The sequence below is a fragment of the Pseudomonas alcaligenes genome, assembly GCF_041729615.1.
Taxonomy (GTDB): Bacteria; Pseudomonadota; Gammaproteobacteria; order Pseudomonadales; family Pseudomonadaceae; genus Aquipseudomonas; species Aquipseudomonas alcaligenes_B.
Window position 1 is genome coordinate 1,936,897 of record NZ_CP154874.1, and the last position, 15,939, is coordinate 1,952,835.

A 15,939-nucleotide genomic window follows, 5' to 3' on the forward strand; every position below is an offset into this window, starting at 1 on the left:
TTCTGAGGGCCTATAGCTCAGTCGGTTAGAGCAGAGGACTCATAATCCTTTGGTCCACGGTTCGAGTCCGTGTGGGCCCACCATATAAAACAACGACTTAGGTCAGCCACCGTGCTGGCCTTTTTTCGTTTATGGGCTCGATAAAAAATTTGCGTACCGTTTTGCGTACCGTTTCTTTTTTGCTGCGACGGAACGAAACGAGCGCTTTAGCTCGCAGCTCGACACCCAGGCAGCACGCCAATGGGCTTGTGCTACCGCCCAAACGGGTACGGGATTAGGTGTTCAGGCCGGAGAAAGGAGCTGCGTATTGCCGGAAGCGCGACACGCAGTGAGTATTGCCGCACCTCGTTTGCGACTCACTTGAGCTGTCGCACTCTCCCGCAGCAACACACTGAATCGCCCCGGATTCCCTAGACACTTTCCAGGCTCAGTAAATGTCGCTTCTCAAACTCTACCGGTGACAGCTGGTTGTTGAAACCATGCCGGCGTTTTGGGTTGTAGAACATCTCGATGTAATCGAACACATCAGCGCGAGCATCCTGCCTGGTGCTGTAGATCTTTCGCCTGATCCGCTCCCGCTTCAGCAGCTGGAAAAAGCTTTCCGCTACCGCGTTGTCATAGCAGTTGCCACGTCGACTCATGCTGCCAAGCAAGTTGTTGGCTTTCAGGAAACTCTGCCAGTCGCCGCTACTGAACTGGCTCCCCTGATCTGAGTGAATCATCACCTCCTGCTTTGGCTTGCGTCGCCAAACCGCCATCAGCAAGGCATCAATAGCTAGGTCGCTGGTCATCTGCGGCTTCATTGACCAACCGATTACCTGCCGCGAAAACAGGTCTAGTACCACCGCCAAATACAACCAGCCCTCATAAGTGCGGATGTAGGTGATGTCCGTGACCCAGACCCTGTTGGGTTCGGTGACATTGAATCGGCGCTCCAGATGATTCGGTGAGGCCACTGGAGGCTTGCCACCATAACGGCCCGGTCGACGCCGGTACCCTGTCTGCGAGCGCAGTCCTTCCAGGCGCATCAGTCGAGCAACGCGATGCTTGCCGCACGCCTCTCCAAGCTCACGCAGGTCGTCATGAATTTTGCGGTAGCCGTACACACCACCGCTCTCTAGCCACGAGTGCTTGATCAGACCAAGCAGACGTTGATCATCCTTGGCTCGTGCTGACTTCGGTTCAGCCAGCCAGGCGTAGTAACCGCTGGCATGTACTTTCAGAGTCAGGCACAGACGACGAACCGAATAGTCTGCGGATAGCTGATTGATGAAGGCGTACTTCAGCCGCACTCCTTGGCAAAGTACGCGGCGGCCTTTTTTAGGATGTCTCGCTCTTCGGTCACGCGCTTGAGTTCAGCACGCAGACGACGTAGCTCAGCTTGCTGGTCGTCCTCTTGCGCTCGCTGCTCTTGGGGCTTGCTGTAGCGCTTTACCCAGGCATACAGGCTGTGCGTCGACATGCCCAGACGAGCAGCTACCTCAGCAACCGGAAGACCTCGCTCGGTCACCTGCTTGACTGCTTCGATTTTGAATTCTTCGGGATAACGCGGGTTGCTCATGACACCTCCTAATGGGTCGTATTATGAGGCACGGAGGTGTCTACGAAACTAGGGTCGATTCACCCAACCCTGAAAAGCTTCCGCCACCAACTGGGCTCAACCCTAAAAGCCTCCGGCGAGAGCGATGAGGCCATCGCTTACATGATGGGGCACCAATCCATAGAATCCATCAGCGTCTATGGGAACCGTCGATCTGGGGCTGGTCAAAAATTGCATATCAGACCTGCTCAGGACGCTGACTTGTCAAAAGTTCGCCAACCGAAGCAGCCTGCAGTTTTTGGCCGTGGGCGGGTGGTGGGACGAATCGAGGTGCCATCGCACCTCGCGAGGCGAATAACCACACTGCCTTTCCAAAGCGACCCACGAGGGACATAGCAGCCTTTGTCTGCTCCTATTTTGGAACACGGATAAGTGACCTGAGCAGTGCGCTACCGCGCACTGCTTTAGCGACTTGGGCGCTAGCTAGATCCTTGCCGAACGGATCAACTGGAAAGTTAATCGCCAACACCCAAAGCTATAGGCAATATCCCAAAGCTAGATTGGCTCAGGCGCTAAGCAGGCGTTCAAGGCCATCCCATTGCGACTGCACAGGAGGTCGTTCACGCGGATCAGCCAAACCCAGCTCTTCCAGCCGGTAAGACATCTTGCCGAAATTGCAGGCCGCGCAACTCACCACCAGGTTATCCAGATCATTGGTGCCGCCGTAGGCATGGGGCAGCACGTGGTCATACTGCGCCCAGAGGGTTTGGAAACCCGCGTGCTGTGAAACATTGGCGGAGCCCCAGGTAACCTGCTCGGGGTACAGCAGGCACGCCTTCTTGCGAACCTCGGGGCGGATCACGGGTATACCGCAATAGCGGCAGTGATAGCCATCGCGCGCATGCAGCTCAGCCATCTGCGTTTTGCTCGGCATGCGCGACTGCACTCGCAGGGCAGGATCAAGCGGCTGATCAAGCAGAGGCGTCAGCTTCACATAAGCGCTCTTGGCACCCCAGATGGACTCCAGCCAGGCTCTGTTCGTGTCGCAATCAGCCAGTTTGAACAGAGCCGACGCCAGCTCCCGATGGCCCGTGAGATGCGCAGAAACGGCTGCATCCAGATAGCGTGAGGTATCTCGGATTTCCGGAATCGACTCACGAAAGCAGTTTCTCATCCCTAGCACTCCACCTCAGCAGAGGGATGCACCAGCAACTCTGGACCCAGGCCATTTTTGAATAGCGCCACGATTGACACTGGAGTCAGCACGGTCACCACATCGCTAGTCATAGGCTGAGGAAGCGGGCTGTAGCCGTCGAAACCCCAGCACCACTGACGTCCGCGCCAGAGCAATACCGGCTGACCTTCATGCTCAACCATCGTGCCCTCCGGAAGGCCTGCCAGACTCGCTTGCCAGGTACGCTGGCTGTTATCGGCGTTCATGCGAGCGGCCTGCAGAACCTTGTCGATCCCGGCGGCAGACCGATCCTGATCCGGAAAGGTTTTGGCCCAGGCGGCCTTGAAGGCTTTGTAGCGATCCTTGCGACAGTCACCACAGGGGCGGTGCCCAGCGGCATAGCTGGTAGGCTCATCAAGAAAGAATAGTTCGGTGTAGCTGTTGGACGCCATCAACTCACGCTTGATGCCCTGATACTCCAAAGCGCAGGTGATCCAGCGGTTCAGTTTCCAGGGGCGCACGATCTCGCGTGCCGCATTGTGCAACTGACCACGATTCCCCATCAGCAGGCCTCTGGCCTTTACGCCATGCAACTGCCCCATCGGGTTCATTCGGTTTTGCAGAGGCATCGTGCGGACTCCATCGCATGAATCAGTTAAGGGGCTGTATGGTTCGGCATTTGGGGAAGGCGCTGCAGCCCCAGAACTGCTGGCCGGCCTTGGGGCCGCTTTTCACTGTGCGCACTAGCAACGCACTACCGCATTTGGGGCACTGGCGTTCACCCAATCGCCCAGCCGAGCCAGGATCGCGGCGGTGAACTGGATGACAGACAGATTTACGATCATGTGAAGCAGGTCGGTCAGTGTGTCTTGGTGGCCGGCAAGCCAGCTCTTCCGGAATGGCTGCAGGCACTCCAAGATGGCGACCGGAATAATTCCGACTACGGCAATGAGGGCTGTGCCGGGCCAATATGGCAAGCCTTTGTAAAGCATCCAGATCATCCAACCCGCCGTACCACCAAAAATAACTGGATAGCTGAACCAGCGAATCATGAACCTGAGGCAATTGGTCATCGTGCGCCCCCCTTGATGACCATAACGTTAAGCTGCTTCTGCGCTGCTGGCTTGAACGAAAAAGCTGATCTCAGCTGCTAAGACTTACCTGGCTCAAGGCCGAAGACGGATCGAGGCCAAATAAGCTGCGGAAGGTTCGAGAAAAGTGCGCCGCATCCGAGAATCCTGCTGTATGAGCAGCCACGGTCAAACTTCGGCCTTCCGTAATGTGTTGCAGCGCAGCGACCAGACGAAGCCACTTACGATAACTGCGCAATGGCAACCCGGTCTGTTCAACAAACCAATGAGAAAAGCGAGTCGGCGAAAGGTGGATCAGATCGGCCAACTCTTGCCTGCCATTAGCGGGTTTGCTCAAGGCTTTAAGGACAAGCTGCAGCCGTGGATCGATTATCGGCAGATCGGTGAGATTAAGAAATTGGCGAACCGCTCCTCGCATTTGTTGTGCTGAGATATCGGGAGTTGCCAACAGTCTTTGCAGAGTCGAAATGTTTTGTGCATCGATAGGCAAGATGTTCGTAGCGGCATTGAACACCTGTGTTTCCTCAGACAAGGCGTCAAGGTAAATCGAAATAACCTCCACCGCTTCGATTCGGTGAGTTACGCCTGCCTGGATACAGATAGCTCGGGCCGTGACACTGCTGTCGGGGGTGGTCACGGTCAAGTCATTGGTTATTCCGATGGTGATCTGGTGAGCCATGTGGCAGTGCCAATCATGATGACCGGCCTGCCCCGAAAATACTCCAAACCCTGGAGAGACCCAGGCCTTGCCATGCCAGCGGACACCCTGCGTTGCAATCACCTGACACTCCCTCGGCTTTTTTCGCGCCATGCTCTTCTGCCTGTCGCTCTGTCATTGAAACCACGACTATGCTTCGTAGCGAACAGGACTGCCTGTCCACAGAGGAAGCCTTGCAGATCCTCTAATTTGATCGAGATCAACGAAGTGCTGCAGTGGTCGAAAGAAGCACTCCTGCTTCGGAGCAATTTGCTATCGTCGCACTATCGCCTTGTTCGGTGAATCATCGTGCGTCGAATTGGATTGGTTCTGGTACTGATTGTTAGCCTCGTGCTGCCGACCTTCGGCGGTGTGGCTTTCAGCATGCCGGCACAACCTTGCCCGATGCAGAGCGCCGATCATCAGGGCCATGCAATGGTCGATGCTCCGTGCTGCGAGCAAATGGACACGTCTGATGGGGTGGCCAATAAGTCCCCCTGCAAATCCGGCCAGGAATGCAAGACCGGAGGACTTCTCCAGACCACCGTGATCAAGAGCATATCCCCTCTCCCCTCACGCCCCGAGATATTGCTGACCCAGTCGGTGATTAAGCGAGAGCCCGCAGGACTCTGGCGCCCTCCTCGTTTCGTCTAATGCCGTGATCATCCCGCGCCTTACAGTCAGGCGCATCGTCGCGACCACGTTTCGTAGCTGCGACCTCGATCAATCGCATTGGAGGCGAAAGCATGTCCGCTTTCCTTTTTCCACGCCGTGGCTATCTCGGCGTGTTGGCTGCCGCATTCTGGGCAGCTCCCTGGCTTGCCGCGCAGGCACAGCCCCTAACCTTCGAACGAGCCCAAGCTCTGGCCGAACAGAGTGCCCCTGAGAACCTCGCGCGCCAGGCGCAGGTGGCATCGGCACAGCAGGCTGTAGGGCCCGCAGACGCCTTGCCCGATCCCAAGCTGATTATAGGCTTCGACAACCTGCCGATCGAAGGCCCTGACCGTTACACACTTAATCGTGACTCCATGACCATGCGCCGCATTGGACTCATGCAGGAGGTACCAAACGGCGACAAGCGTCTGGCCCGTCGCCAACTGGCCGAAGCCTCCATGACGCGGGCCGAGGCCGAGCAGCGTGCCATGCAGTTGGAAATCAAGCGCCAGACGGCAGTGAGCTGGCTGGACGTGTACTACGCCGAACGCAGTGTTGGCCTCTTCGATCAACTGGACCGTCAGATCGAGATGCTCCGCTCGACCGTGCAATCGCTGATTGCCGGCGGTAGTGCTCAGCCTGGCGAGCTGTTGCAGGCCGACCAGGAAGCTTTGGCGTTACAAGATCGGCGAGATGAACTGAATCGCGATGTGGCAGTAGCTCGTGCCAAGCTGCGCCGCTGGATAGGCAACGAGGCTGACCAGCCTTTGCAAGGAGATGTTCCCAATCTGAACCTGGTGGCACCGCACCTGCAGCAACGCATTGCCTCACACCCTGAGTTGCGCGCTGCCTCCGCCCGAGTCGGCGAGGCTAGCGCCGAGCTGAACGAGGCCATCGCCGAGAAGACCCCCGACTGGGGTGTTGAGTTTGCCTACAACAATCGCGACAACCAGTTCGGCGATATGGTGATGGTGCAATTCACGTTCGACCTGCCGTTGTTCGTAGGCACACGTCAGGGGCCCAAGATCAACGCCAGACAACAAAGCGTGTCGCAGATGGAAGCCGAGCAGGAAGCATTACTGCGCGCCCATCAGGCTGAGCTGGAAGGCGGTATTGCCGAGCTTGAGCAACTGCGCAGGACCTTGTCACGCACCGAAAAAACCTTGATCCCGCTTGCAAGCAAACGTGCCGATCTCGAACTTGCCGCTTACCAGGCCGGCAACAGCCAGCTGACATCCGTCCTCACCGCCCAGCGCGACCTGATCGAGGCTCAGCTACGGCAGATTGAACAGCAGCGCAAGCTGAGCCAGCTCTCCGCAAGCCTGTACTACGCCTATGTGGAGGGACTGAAATGAAGATATCGGCATTTGGTTTTGCGGTCGCCTTGCTGGCCGTGGGCATTGGCGCGGCGGGCGGTGGCTACTGGCTGGCCCAGCGGCAAGCCAAACACGAGATCCTGCCTAGCTCCGCACCGACGGACGAGCGCAAGGTGCTCTATTGGTACGACCCGATGCAGCCTGAGCAGCGCTTCGATAAGCCGGGCAAGTCACCTTTCATGGATATGGAACTTGTCCCTAAATACGCAGGATCCGAGCAGGATCCGTCTGTCCTGAGCATCCCCGCTCAAGCCGTGCAGAACCTCGGAATGCGAACCTCGATGGTGATCCGAGGTGTACTGCCCTCGGATATCGAGGCGGTGGGTTCCCTGGCCTATAACCAGCGAGAAGTGGCGAACCTCCAGGCCCGCGCCGGCGGATTCGTCGAGCGGGTTTACGGTCGCGCCCCGGGCGATGTGCTGCCTGCCGGAGCCCCCCTGGTCGACCTGCTGATTCCCGAATGGTCCGCCGCGCAGTTGGAGTTCCTGGCGGTACTGCGTACCGCTGACACTCGCTTGATAAGTGCGGCCCAAGAGCGCCTGCGCCTGCTTGGCATGCCTCAAACGTTGATCGAGCAGGTCCGCCACAGCGGCAAACCACGGGCGGTGCAAACCCTCACCACACCTATCAGCGGCGAGCTCCAAGCCTTGCAGGTACGCGCCGGGATGACCGTCGAAGCCGGGCAGGATCTGGCGTTGATTAACGGGCTATCCAGTGTCTGGCTCGATGCGGCGATACCCGAGGCCATGGCCGGAAGTATCCAGGTCGGGGACGAGATCCGCGCCAACCTGACGGCCTTTCCTGATCGACCGCTGCTGGGCCGCGTCATAGCCTTGCTGCCGAGTGCCGATCCGCAAACGCGCACGCTCACGGTACGCAGCGAGCTACCCAACCCTGCCGGTAAGTTGCGCCCCGGCATGTTCGCCGCCGTACGCCTGAACAGTGCCGTCGAACAATCCACGCTTCTTGTGCCGAGTGAAGCCGTGATTCGCACCGGCAAGCGTGCATTGGTGATGCTGGCCGAAGGCGACGGACGCTACCGCCCCCAGGAAATCACCTTGGGCCGCGAGGCCGATGGGCGTCTGGAGGTGTTTTCCGGTCTTGAGGAAGGTCAGGCGGTCGTTACCTCCGGCCAGTTCCTCATCGATTCGGAAGCCAGCCTGCAGGGCATCCTGGCCGGCAATGCAGAACAGGACAGCACGGAGGGGCTGCATGTGTCTCACGGCGTTATTCGCGCACTGGACGGGAAACAAGTCACCCTGGAGCATGGCCCCTTCGAGAGCCTGAATATGCCCGGTATGACCATGGCTTTTCCTCTGGTCAGCTCCGAAGTAGCTGTGGGACTTAAGCCAGGAGATCACGTACGCATCGCCGCACGTCAGACAAACTCCGGCCTGCTGATCGAGCAGCTCCGCAAGGAAGGAGACCAGCCATGATCGCGCGCCTGATCCATTGGTCGATCGGCAACCGCTTCCTGGTACTGCTGGCCACCCTGTTCATCACCGCCCTGGGCCTCTGGTCGCTGCGCAACACGCCGTTGGATGCACTGCCGGACCTATCTGACACCCAGGTCATCATCAGAACCAGCTTTCCCGGACAGGCACCGCAGATCGTCGAGAACCAGGTGACCTACCCACTGGCCACAACCATGCTCTCGGTACCGGGGGCGAAGACGGTGCGCGGCTACTCGTTCTTCGGCGACTCCTTCGTCTACGTGCTGTTCGAGGACGACACCGACCTCTACTGGGCGCGCTCGCGGGTGCTGGAGTACCTCAACCAGGCGCAGGAACGCCTGCCCGAGGGTGTTACCACCACCCTTGGGCCGGATGCCACCGGCGTGGGCTGGATCTACCAGTACGCCTTGGTCGACCGCAGCGGCCAGCATGATCTTGCCCAGCTGCGGGCACTGCAGGACTGGTTCCTCAAGTACGAACTCAAGAGCCTGCCCAACGTAGCCGAAGTGGCCACCCTCGGCGGCATGGTCAAGCAATACCAAGTGCTGCTCGATCCGCAGAAGCTGGTGGCTTATGGGGTAACTCAGCAGGAGGTCGAAGCGGCGCTGAAGAGCGCCAATCAGGAAACCGGCGGCGCCATCCTGGAGCTGGCAGAGCGCGAGTACATGGTGCGGGCTTCAGGCTATCTAGAGAGCCTGGCGGATTTCCGCAATGTGCCGCTGCGGGCTTCGGCCAGCGGAGTTCCGGTGCTGCTGGGTCAGGTGGCCACCATTCAGCTGGGGCCAGAGATGCGTCGTGGCATTGCCGAGCTGGATGGCCAGGGTGAAGTGGTAGGCGGCGTGGTCATCTTGCGCTCCGGAAAGAATGCCCGCGATGCCATCGCCGCGGTGAAGACCAAGCTGGACAGCCTGAAGGGCAGCTTGCCGGCCGGCGTCGAGGTGGTCACCACCTATGACCGTTCGCAATTGATCGACCGCGCCATCGATAACCTCAGCTACAAGCTGCTGGAAGAGTTCGCGGTGGTGGCCCTGGTTTGCCTGATCTTCCTCTGGCACCTGCGCTCGTCGCTGGTCGCGATCATCACCCTGCCCCTGGGCATCCTGATGGCCTTCATCGTCATGCGCTACCAGGGCGTCAATGCCAACATCATGTCGCTGGGCGGGATCGCAATCGCCATCGGCGCCATGGTCGATGCCGCCGTGGTGATGATCGAGAACGCGCACAAGCACATCGAGGCCTGGAAGGCTCGACACCCCGGTGAACCGCTTCAGGGCGAGGCGCACTGGCGGGTGATCGGCGAAGCTGCGGCCGAGGTCGGGCCGGCGCTGTTCTTCAGCCTTTTGATCATCACCCTGTCTTTCCTCCCGGTCTTCACCCTGGAGGCCCAGGAGGGTCGCCTGTTTGGCCCGCTGGCATTCACCAAGACCTATGCCATGGCTGCCGCTGCTGGCCTCTCGATCACCTTGGTACCGGTGCTGATGGGCTACTGGATTCGTGGGCATATCCCCAGCGAACAACAGAACCCCTTGAATCGTTGGCTGATCGGTGCATACCGGCCGGTGCTGGAGTGGGTGCTGGCTTGGCCTAAGGTGACCCTAGCGCTGGCCTTGCTAGTGTTTTTGTCCAGTCTCTGGCCCCTCAGCAGACTCGGAGGAGAGTTTCTGCCGCCGATGGACGAGGGCGACTTGTTGTACATGCCATCAGCCCTGCCCGGCTTGCCGGCCAGCAAGGCCACCCAGCTGCTGCAGCAAACCAACCGGATGATCCTCACGGTGCCCGAAGTGGCACGGGTATTCGGCAAGGCCGGGCGAGCAGAGACCGCCACCGATCCAGCACCGCTGGAAATGTTCGAGACCACGGTGCAGTTCAAACCACGCGATCAATGGCGCGCGGGGATGACACCCGAAAAGCTGATCGAGGAACTGGATCGCGCGGTAAAAGTTCCGGGGCTGTCCAATATCTGGGTGCCGCCCATCCGCAACCGCATCGACATGCTGGCGACGGGGATCAAGAGCCCCATTGGGGTGAAAGTGTCCGGAACCTCCTTGGTCGACATCGAGCGCATAACGCGCGATATCGAGGCCGTGGCCAAAGAGGTGCCTGGGGTGAGTTCGGCCTTGGCAGAACGCCTTACTGGCGGCCGTTACGTGGACATCCAGATCGATCGACTGGCCGCGGCGCGCTATGGCCTGAGCATCGCCGATGTGCAGGCGGTGGTATCGGGCGCCATCGGCGGCAGCAATATTGGTGAGACGGTTGAAGGACTGGCCCGCTTCCCGATCAACCTGCGCTATCCCAAGGAGTGGCGAGATAGTCCGCAGGCACTACGGCGTATGCCGATCCTCACGCAAGCCGGCCAGCAGATCACCTTGGGCACCGTCGCCCAGGTTAGTCTGACCGAAGGGCCACCAATGCTGCGCAGCGAGAACGGGCGTCTGTCCGGTTGGGTGTATGTCGATGTACGTGGGCGCGACCTGGCATCGACCGTGCGCGAGTTGCAGCAACGCGTCGCCGAGCGGGTACAACTCGACGCCGGCATGACCGTCTCCTACTCCGGTCAGTTCGAATTCCTCGAGCGCGCCAATGCGCGGCTGGCCTGGGTGGTGCCGGCGACTCTGTTGATTATCTTCGTGCTGCTTTACCTGACCTTCAGCCGCTTCGGTGAGGCCCTACTGATCATGGCAACCCTGCCCTTCGCCCTATCGGGCGGCATCTGGCTGCTCTACTGGTTCGGCTTCAACCTCTCGGTCGCCACCGGCGTGGGCTTCATTGCCCTGGCCGGCGTCTCGGCAGAGTTCGGGGTAATCATGCTGCTGTACCTGAAGAATGCCTGGCATGCACGTATAGATTCCGGGCGCAGCGGTGATCCGGCCCTACTGGAGGCAATTCGTGAAGGTGCAGTGCTGCGCGTGCGGCCTAAGGTGATGACGGTGGCCGTGATCATCGCCGGCCTGCTGCCGATCCTCTGGGGCGGTGGTGCCGGTTCCGAGGTGATGAAGCGCATCGCCGCGCCCATGGTCGGCGGCATGATTACCGCGCCGCTGATGTCCATGCTGGTTTTGCCGGCCGCCTACTGGCTGATGCGAAGGCAGCGTACACAGAAGGTTCGCGCACCGCAGGAGCTATAGCTTTACAAACCCGGGCAAGCCACGCGCCAAGCTGACTCGCCCGGGTAACGCGGCAGGAAGCATTACGCCGATGTAACTTTGACTTCATTTTTATGACAGGTCGAGCGGATATATTTTAATCACCACCTTGAAGGAGTGATTAAACATGAAAAGCCTCAAAGTTATTGCAGCACTTGCCGTTATGGTTGTTTCCTCTACCGCCCTGGCAGAAGGCGGTGCTGATCGTATTTATGGTCGGATGATTCAGGCCAATGAGCAGGCCATGCAAGAATATGCTGCCGCTAACGGAAAGAATCCGCCTGAAGTCATTCATTACCGCTACGGCATGAAGCTCGATATCGCCAGGGTCGTGGCCACTACCCCGACGGACTCTAGCTGCAATGTGATGCCGGCCCAGATGACCTACGAGGACTCCAACGGCGATCTGAATATTCTTGAATACCGTGCAGCCGGAACAGGTTGCCGGAACCAAAACTAATAAATGACATCGCGCTGACTGAAAAGTAATTTTCAAGTCACCCTGACGTTATTTGGCATGTGGAAATATGGCCAAGGCGCGCCTGGTTATGCCCGGTGCGCTTGGCACATATATGCGACCACACAATGACAACTGCCAATAACATCAGGAGCATTTATGAATAACAGAACCCTGTTAGGACTTTCTCTGCTCACTCTGAGCATCAGTACCGGGCAGGCTGCAATGGCCGCCGGCGAGAAAGGCGAGGGATTTATCGAAGGCAGCAGCCTGACCATCCTCAATCGAAACCTCTACTTCAACCGCGATTTCCGTAAAGGCCAGGTCCAGCAGCTCGGGTAATGGCTATTCGGAGGAGTGGGCGCATGGCGTGATAGGCCGATTCGAGTCTGGCTTTACCGAGGGCACCGTAGGTTTTGGTGTCGATGCCTTTGCCATGCTAGGACTCAAACTTGACACCGGCGACGGCCGTTCCGGGGCCGGCGGCTCAGTCGATGTGATGCCTTACAACAGCCTCGGGCAGGCGGAGGACAACTACTCCAAACTGGGGGGCGCGGTGAAAGCTCGGTTCATGGATACCGAGATCAAGGCAGGCGACGTCTTTCCTGTCAGCCCGGTCGTCCAATACGGTGATGCGCGGCTGTTACCGGAGAGCTTCCGAGGTGTCACCGTGGTCAACAGCAGCGTGGAAGGATTGTCGCTTCAAGGCGGTCGCCTCCACTCGATGAGCCAACCCAATACCAGCAGTATGCGCGACGGCTTCGCTACCTTCTACGCGGGCGAAGTCGACTCGCCATGGATCGCCTATTTCGGCGGTGATTACACGCTTAACGACAATGTGGGCTTCAGTCTCTACACCAGCCGGCTCAAGGATGCCTGGAATCAATATTACGCGGGCACCACGCTGAGCTACCCGCTTGCGGACGATGTCGCCTTGATCGGCGGGCTGAACTACTACAAGGCGGTCGATGAAGGGAAGCAGCTCCTCGGGAGCTTCGATAACAAGATCTGGAGCGGCAAGGTCGGCATCCAGTTCGGCGCTCACACCGTGCTGGTGGGTCTCCAGCGCAACAACGGCAATGATGACTTCGACTACTTGCGCCAATCGGACTCCATCTACCTCGACAACTCCATCCAGTACAGCGACTTCAACTCGCCCAAGGAGAAGTCATGGCAAGTGCGCTATGACCTGGATATGGAGCCTTTCGGTGTGCCTGGGTTGAGCTTCATGACTCGATATGCCCAGGGCTGGGATGCCGACTACAGCAACGCCAACGAAGTCTATATGCGCCGTGATGACAACGGCGATCCGTTGACCAACCAGAAGCGCTGGGAGCGGGACATCGAGGCCAAGTACGTTGTGCAGTCTGGGTCGTTGAAGGACATGTCCTTTCGCATTCGACAAGCCACGACTCGCGCCACCGACTTCGAGTCGGATCTGGATGAGTTCCGCCTGATTGTCGAGTACCCGCTGGAAGTTCTCTAACCCTGGCAAGCGGGCGGGTTGATTGCCCGCTTGCGCCTTGGTCCTGCTGTCCCCTCGTAGTGCTCCTTTGGTTTGGAGACAGCCCTTGGCGCCCTCGGGCGCCTTTTTACTTAGGTTAAAGGGCGTATGAAAAAGAGTCGGCCACTACACACAAGCGGCCGTGCTGGCAGGCAGTACTACTGAGCGGGATATTCTGCAACGACCTGATCAGACCCCGTCTTGGTCAAGCCAATGACCTGGTAGGCATGCTGTACGCCATCGACTTCCATGCCGGGGGAGCCCGCCGGCATCCCAGGAACAGCGATGCCCACGAGATCATCGCGCTTGGTGAGCTCGATGACCTGAGCCGCCGGCACATGACCTTCGACGAACTTGCCGTCAATCACTGCGGTGTGGCAAGACGCCAACCGCGGCGCAACGCCCAGACTTTGCTTCACTGCCGTCATGTTGCTTTCGACATGGTCGACGACTTTGAAGCCATTCGCTTCGAGGTGTGAGATCCACTTCTTGCAACATCCGCAATTGGCATCACGATGGACATCAATCGTCAGGGCATCAGCGGCTTGAACTGCAGATGTGACGGAGAGAGCGGCCAGCAAGGCCAGATATTTAGCTTTCATGCACGTGCTCTTTGCCATCGGCGTGGGTGTGGGTCTTAGGCGAGGCATTCGGAGTTTGCTCGGAATGATGGTCTCCGCCGCTTGGGGCGGCCTCATCCCCGGCATGGTGATCATCGCTACTCATGTCCGAATGGTGACCTGCCTCAGGTGCGGAGCCACCCTCGCTATCTGTAGCCGCGGCATCGTGATGGCCAGGCTCTCCGGCATCACCTGTTCCATGATGGTCTTCGCCACCGCCGCTATTGCCATGATGGCCAGGCTTGTTGTCGCCGTGCTGACCTTCATGATTGTGCATTTGCGTTTCCCCACCACCATGCTGATGGCCGCCACTGGATGCGACGAGTGCTTGGTATTGCTTGGCATCCATCGTCGGCAATTGGTCAAGGAAGGCAACCATGCCCCAGATGTACTCATCGCCCATGCTCTTGCCCCACGCAGGCATACCCGTTGCCTTGATGCCATGCTTGATCACCCAGAACGCTGCTGACGGATTGCCATCGACACCGATCTTGGCGAGGTTGGGAGGCGCAGGATAAAGCGATTGGCTTAGCTCGGTCTCCGCCACACCTGGCGCCAAATGACAGCCGATACACATGGAGTTGTAGTTGCCCGCACCGGCGCGAATAAGAGCTTGATCATCCAGGTTGGGAACCTCGATGTCCTGCGAACGGACTTCGATAGAGCGGTCACGGGCCATCGTGAGAAACGCATGCACTGCAGGAAAATGGGGGTCATCGGCCCCCACGTTGACCACGCCAAAGTAGGCGCCGGCCAGGACAGCTGTGCTACCGACCACGCCGGCCGCCACCAAAGTTTTAATTGTTCTTTTCATGTCAGGTTCTCAAAACCACATCCGGATACCGGCGACAAAACGCGCCTCGTCTACATCACCGCCCTCGTCGCGCACCATGTCTGCCGTGTTGCCATAGGAGCGGCTCCAGGAAACCCCGACATAGGGAGCAAACTGTCTGACAATCTCGTAACGCAGACGCAAGCCGAGCTCGGTATTTGCCAACCCAGACCCCACACCTCGCTCAGGATCGTTCTTGCCGTAGAAGTTCATTTCGGCAGTTGGCTGGAGAATCAGCCGGTTGGTCAGCAGAATGTCGTACTCGCCCTCCAGTCGGGCAGCAGTTTGGCCATTCTCGCCGACGAAGGCCGTGGCTTCGGCCTCAAAGGCGTAAAGCGCCATGCCCTGGATACCGAAGGCAGCCCAAGTCTGCGGCGACTCCGGTTTAAAGTCCTGGCGAACGCCCGCGACGACATCCCACCAAGGGCCGATCGAGCGGCCGTACAGCAGCTGTAATTCAGCGTCCTCGGTAACGCCGTTGGTACGCTCGCCTTCGGAGCGGAACCAGACCCGGTTGATATCACCGCCTACCCAGCCCGACGCATCCCAGGCCAGGGTGCTGCCCTCATCTGCGTCCTGGTATTCGAGCTGATCGAGCAGGAAAAAACTGTTGATGGCGCTGTCGTGAACCTTGTGGCCAGGTAATGGCGGGAAAGCCGCTTGGCGATCAGCATCCGTCAGAACGGGAATCGGCGTACGGCTGGTGGTTCTCGGGGCTTCAGCGGAGCCATGGTTCATCTTTGAATGATCCATGCCCTCCATCTGTCCTTGCATGGCGCCATGCCCCATCTTGCTGTGATCCATAGCCTGGGCCTTCTCTTGGCTCTGGCCGTGGCCCATCTGGCTATGATCCATGCTGCCCGAAGCACCCTGCATGGCACCATGGTCCATCTTGCTGTGATCCATGCCCTCCATCGGCGCTTTGGTAGCGCCGTGGCTCATCTGGCTATGGTCCATCGACATGGTGCCGTGCCCCATTGCCGAATGATCCATTTCTTCCGCAGCCAAAGTAACGCCGCCGCTGAACGCACTCAGCGACACAGCCAGCGCCAAGAGAGATGGACGTGAAAACCTAGTGGTCATGGTTCGAACCTGCTTCGGCTTCGGTGCCGCCATGCTTATCCATCATGTTTTCGTGATTCATGCCGTCATGCTTCATGTCTCCGTGATCCATGGCGCCATGATCCATATGCTGGCCAGCCGCCTTATCCTTCGACTGATCTGCGTGATTGCCACTGGCGGTCTTGGGTACAGCCGACTCGGCAGCATGTTGTTCGTGCTCACTGTGCCCCTCACCTGCCAACGAAACCGGTGCGTGCAGGGCAGCCAATAGGCTGAACATGACTGCGCTGCCAGCCAGGGCATTTCGCTTCATAAAAGTGCTCATCAGAAAT

The 15,939-nt window shown here is 58.8% G+C and carries 12 protein-coding genes, 1 tRNA gene and 2 pseudogenes; 6 read left to right on the top strand and 9 right to left on the bottom strand.

Going from position 1 to position 15,939, the window contains the following annotated elements; genetic code table 11:
• Positions 1–6 precede the first annotated feature (6 nt).
• Positions 7–83, top strand: a tRNA-Ile gene (locus AAG092_RS09460).
• Positions 84–410: 327 nt separating this feature from the next.
• On the opposite strand, the gene AAG092_RS09465 is transcribed toward AAG092_RS09460, so the two are convergent.
• From AAG092_RS09465 to AAG092_RS09485, 5 genes and pseudogenes are all read right to left on the bottom strand, one after another.
• A protein-coding gene (locus AAG092_RS09465) for an IS3 family transposase (protein WP_125841855.1) occupies positions 411–1,561 on the bottom strand; the annotation gives its coding sequence in 2 pieces (ribosomal slippage) (positions 411–1,318 and positions 1,318–1,561; 1,152 coding nt in all).
• A 544-nt stretch (positions 1,562–2,105) separates the two neighbouring features.
• Positions 2,106–2,714: an HNH endonuclease gene (locus AAG092_RS09470; RefSeq protein WP_075750117.1), complete on the bottom strand. Its 609-nt coding sequence runs from the start codon at positions 2,712–2,714 to the stop codon at positions 2,106–2,108.
• A 2-nt stretch (positions 2,715–2,716) separates the two neighbouring features.
• Entirely contained in the window at positions 2,717–3,343 is a 627-nt protein-coding gene (locus AAG092_RS09475; RefSeq protein WP_075750119.1) for a hypothetical protein, read from the bottom strand.
• Positions 3,344–3,365: 22 nt separating this feature from the next.
• Positions 3,366–3,581: pseudogene (locus AAG092_RS09480) on the bottom strand (topoisomerase DNA-binding C4 zinc finger domain-containing protein); the annotation flags it as partial.
• A gap of 276 nt (positions 3,582–3,857) precedes the next feature.
• Positions 3,858–4,586, bottom strand: coding sequence for a helix-turn-helix transcriptional regulator (locus AAG092_RS09485; protein WP_075751201.1), 729 nt, complete (start codon positions 4,584–4,586; stop codon positions 3,858–3,860).
• Between the two features lie 662 nt (positions 4,587–5,248).
• On the opposite strand from AAG092_RS09485, the gene AAG092_RS09490 reads away from it, so the two are divergent.
• From AAG092_RS09490 to AAG092_RS09510, 5 genes and pseudogenes are all read left to right on the top strand, one after another.
• Positions 5,249–6,511: a TolC family protein gene (locus AAG092_RS09490; protein WP_373389475.1), complete on the top strand. Its 1,263-nt coding sequence runs from the start codon at positions 5,249–5,251 to the stop codon at positions 6,509–6,511.
• Positions 6,508–7,968: an efflux RND transporter periplasmic adaptor subunit gene (locus AAG092_RS09495; protein WP_373389476.1), complete on the top strand. Its 1,461-nt coding sequence runs from the start codon at positions 6,508–6,510 to the stop codon at positions 7,966–7,968. Before AAG092_RS09490 ends, AAG092_RS09495 begins: the two co-directional genes overlap by 4 nt.
• Positions 7,965–11,114, top strand: a complete 3,150-nt coding sequence (locus tag AAG092_RS09500; RefSeq protein ID WP_373389477.1) for an efflux RND transporter permease subunit — start codon at positions 7,965–7,967, stop codon at positions 11,112–11,114. Before AAG092_RS09495 ends, AAG092_RS09500 begins: the two co-directional genes overlap by 4 nt.
• Positions 11,115–11,259: 145 nt before the next feature.
• On the top strand, positions 11,260–11,592 hold the full coding sequence (locus AAG092_RS09505; RefSeq protein ID WP_373389478.1) for a DUF2790 domain-containing protein: 333 nt from the start codon (positions 11,260–11,262) through the stop codon (positions 11,590–11,592).
• Positions 11,593–11,748: 156 nt separating this feature from the next.
• Positions 11,749–13,075, top strand: a pseudogene (locus AAG092_RS09510) (OprD family porin).
• 176 nt (positions 13,076–13,251) lie between these two features.
• Here the strand turns inward: AAG092_RS09510 and AAG092_RS09515 are convergent.
• The 4 genes from AAG092_RS09515 to AAG092_RS09530 are packed head-to-tail and all read right to left on the bottom strand — an operon-like array spanning position 13,252 to position 15,932.
• Positions 13,252–13,695: a DUF411 domain-containing protein gene (locus AAG092_RS09515; protein ID WP_074231512.1), complete on the bottom strand. Its 444-nt coding sequence runs from the start codon at positions 13,693–13,695 to the stop codon at positions 13,252–13,254.
• On the bottom strand, positions 13,685–14,527 hold the full coding sequence (locus AAG092_RS09520) for a c-type cytochrome (RefSeq protein ID WP_373389479.1): 843 nt from the start codon (positions 14,525–14,527) through the stop codon (positions 13,685–13,687). Before AAG092_RS09520 ends, AAG092_RS09515 begins: the two co-directional genes overlap by 11 nt.
• Before the next feature lie 9 nt (positions 14,528–14,536).
• Positions 14,537–15,628: a copper resistance protein B gene (locus AAG092_RS09525; RefSeq protein WP_373389480.1), complete on the bottom strand. Its 1,092-nt coding sequence runs from the start codon at positions 15,626–15,628 to the stop codon at positions 14,537–14,539.
• Positions 15,618–15,932: a hypothetical protein gene (locus AAG092_RS09530; RefSeq protein WP_009686150.1), complete on the bottom strand. Its 315-nt coding sequence runs from the start codon at positions 15,930–15,932 to the stop codon at positions 15,618–15,620. The genes AAG092_RS09525 and AAG092_RS09530 overlap by 11 nt, the downstream gene beginning before the upstream one ends.
• Positions 15,933–15,939: the final 7 nt, after the last annotated feature.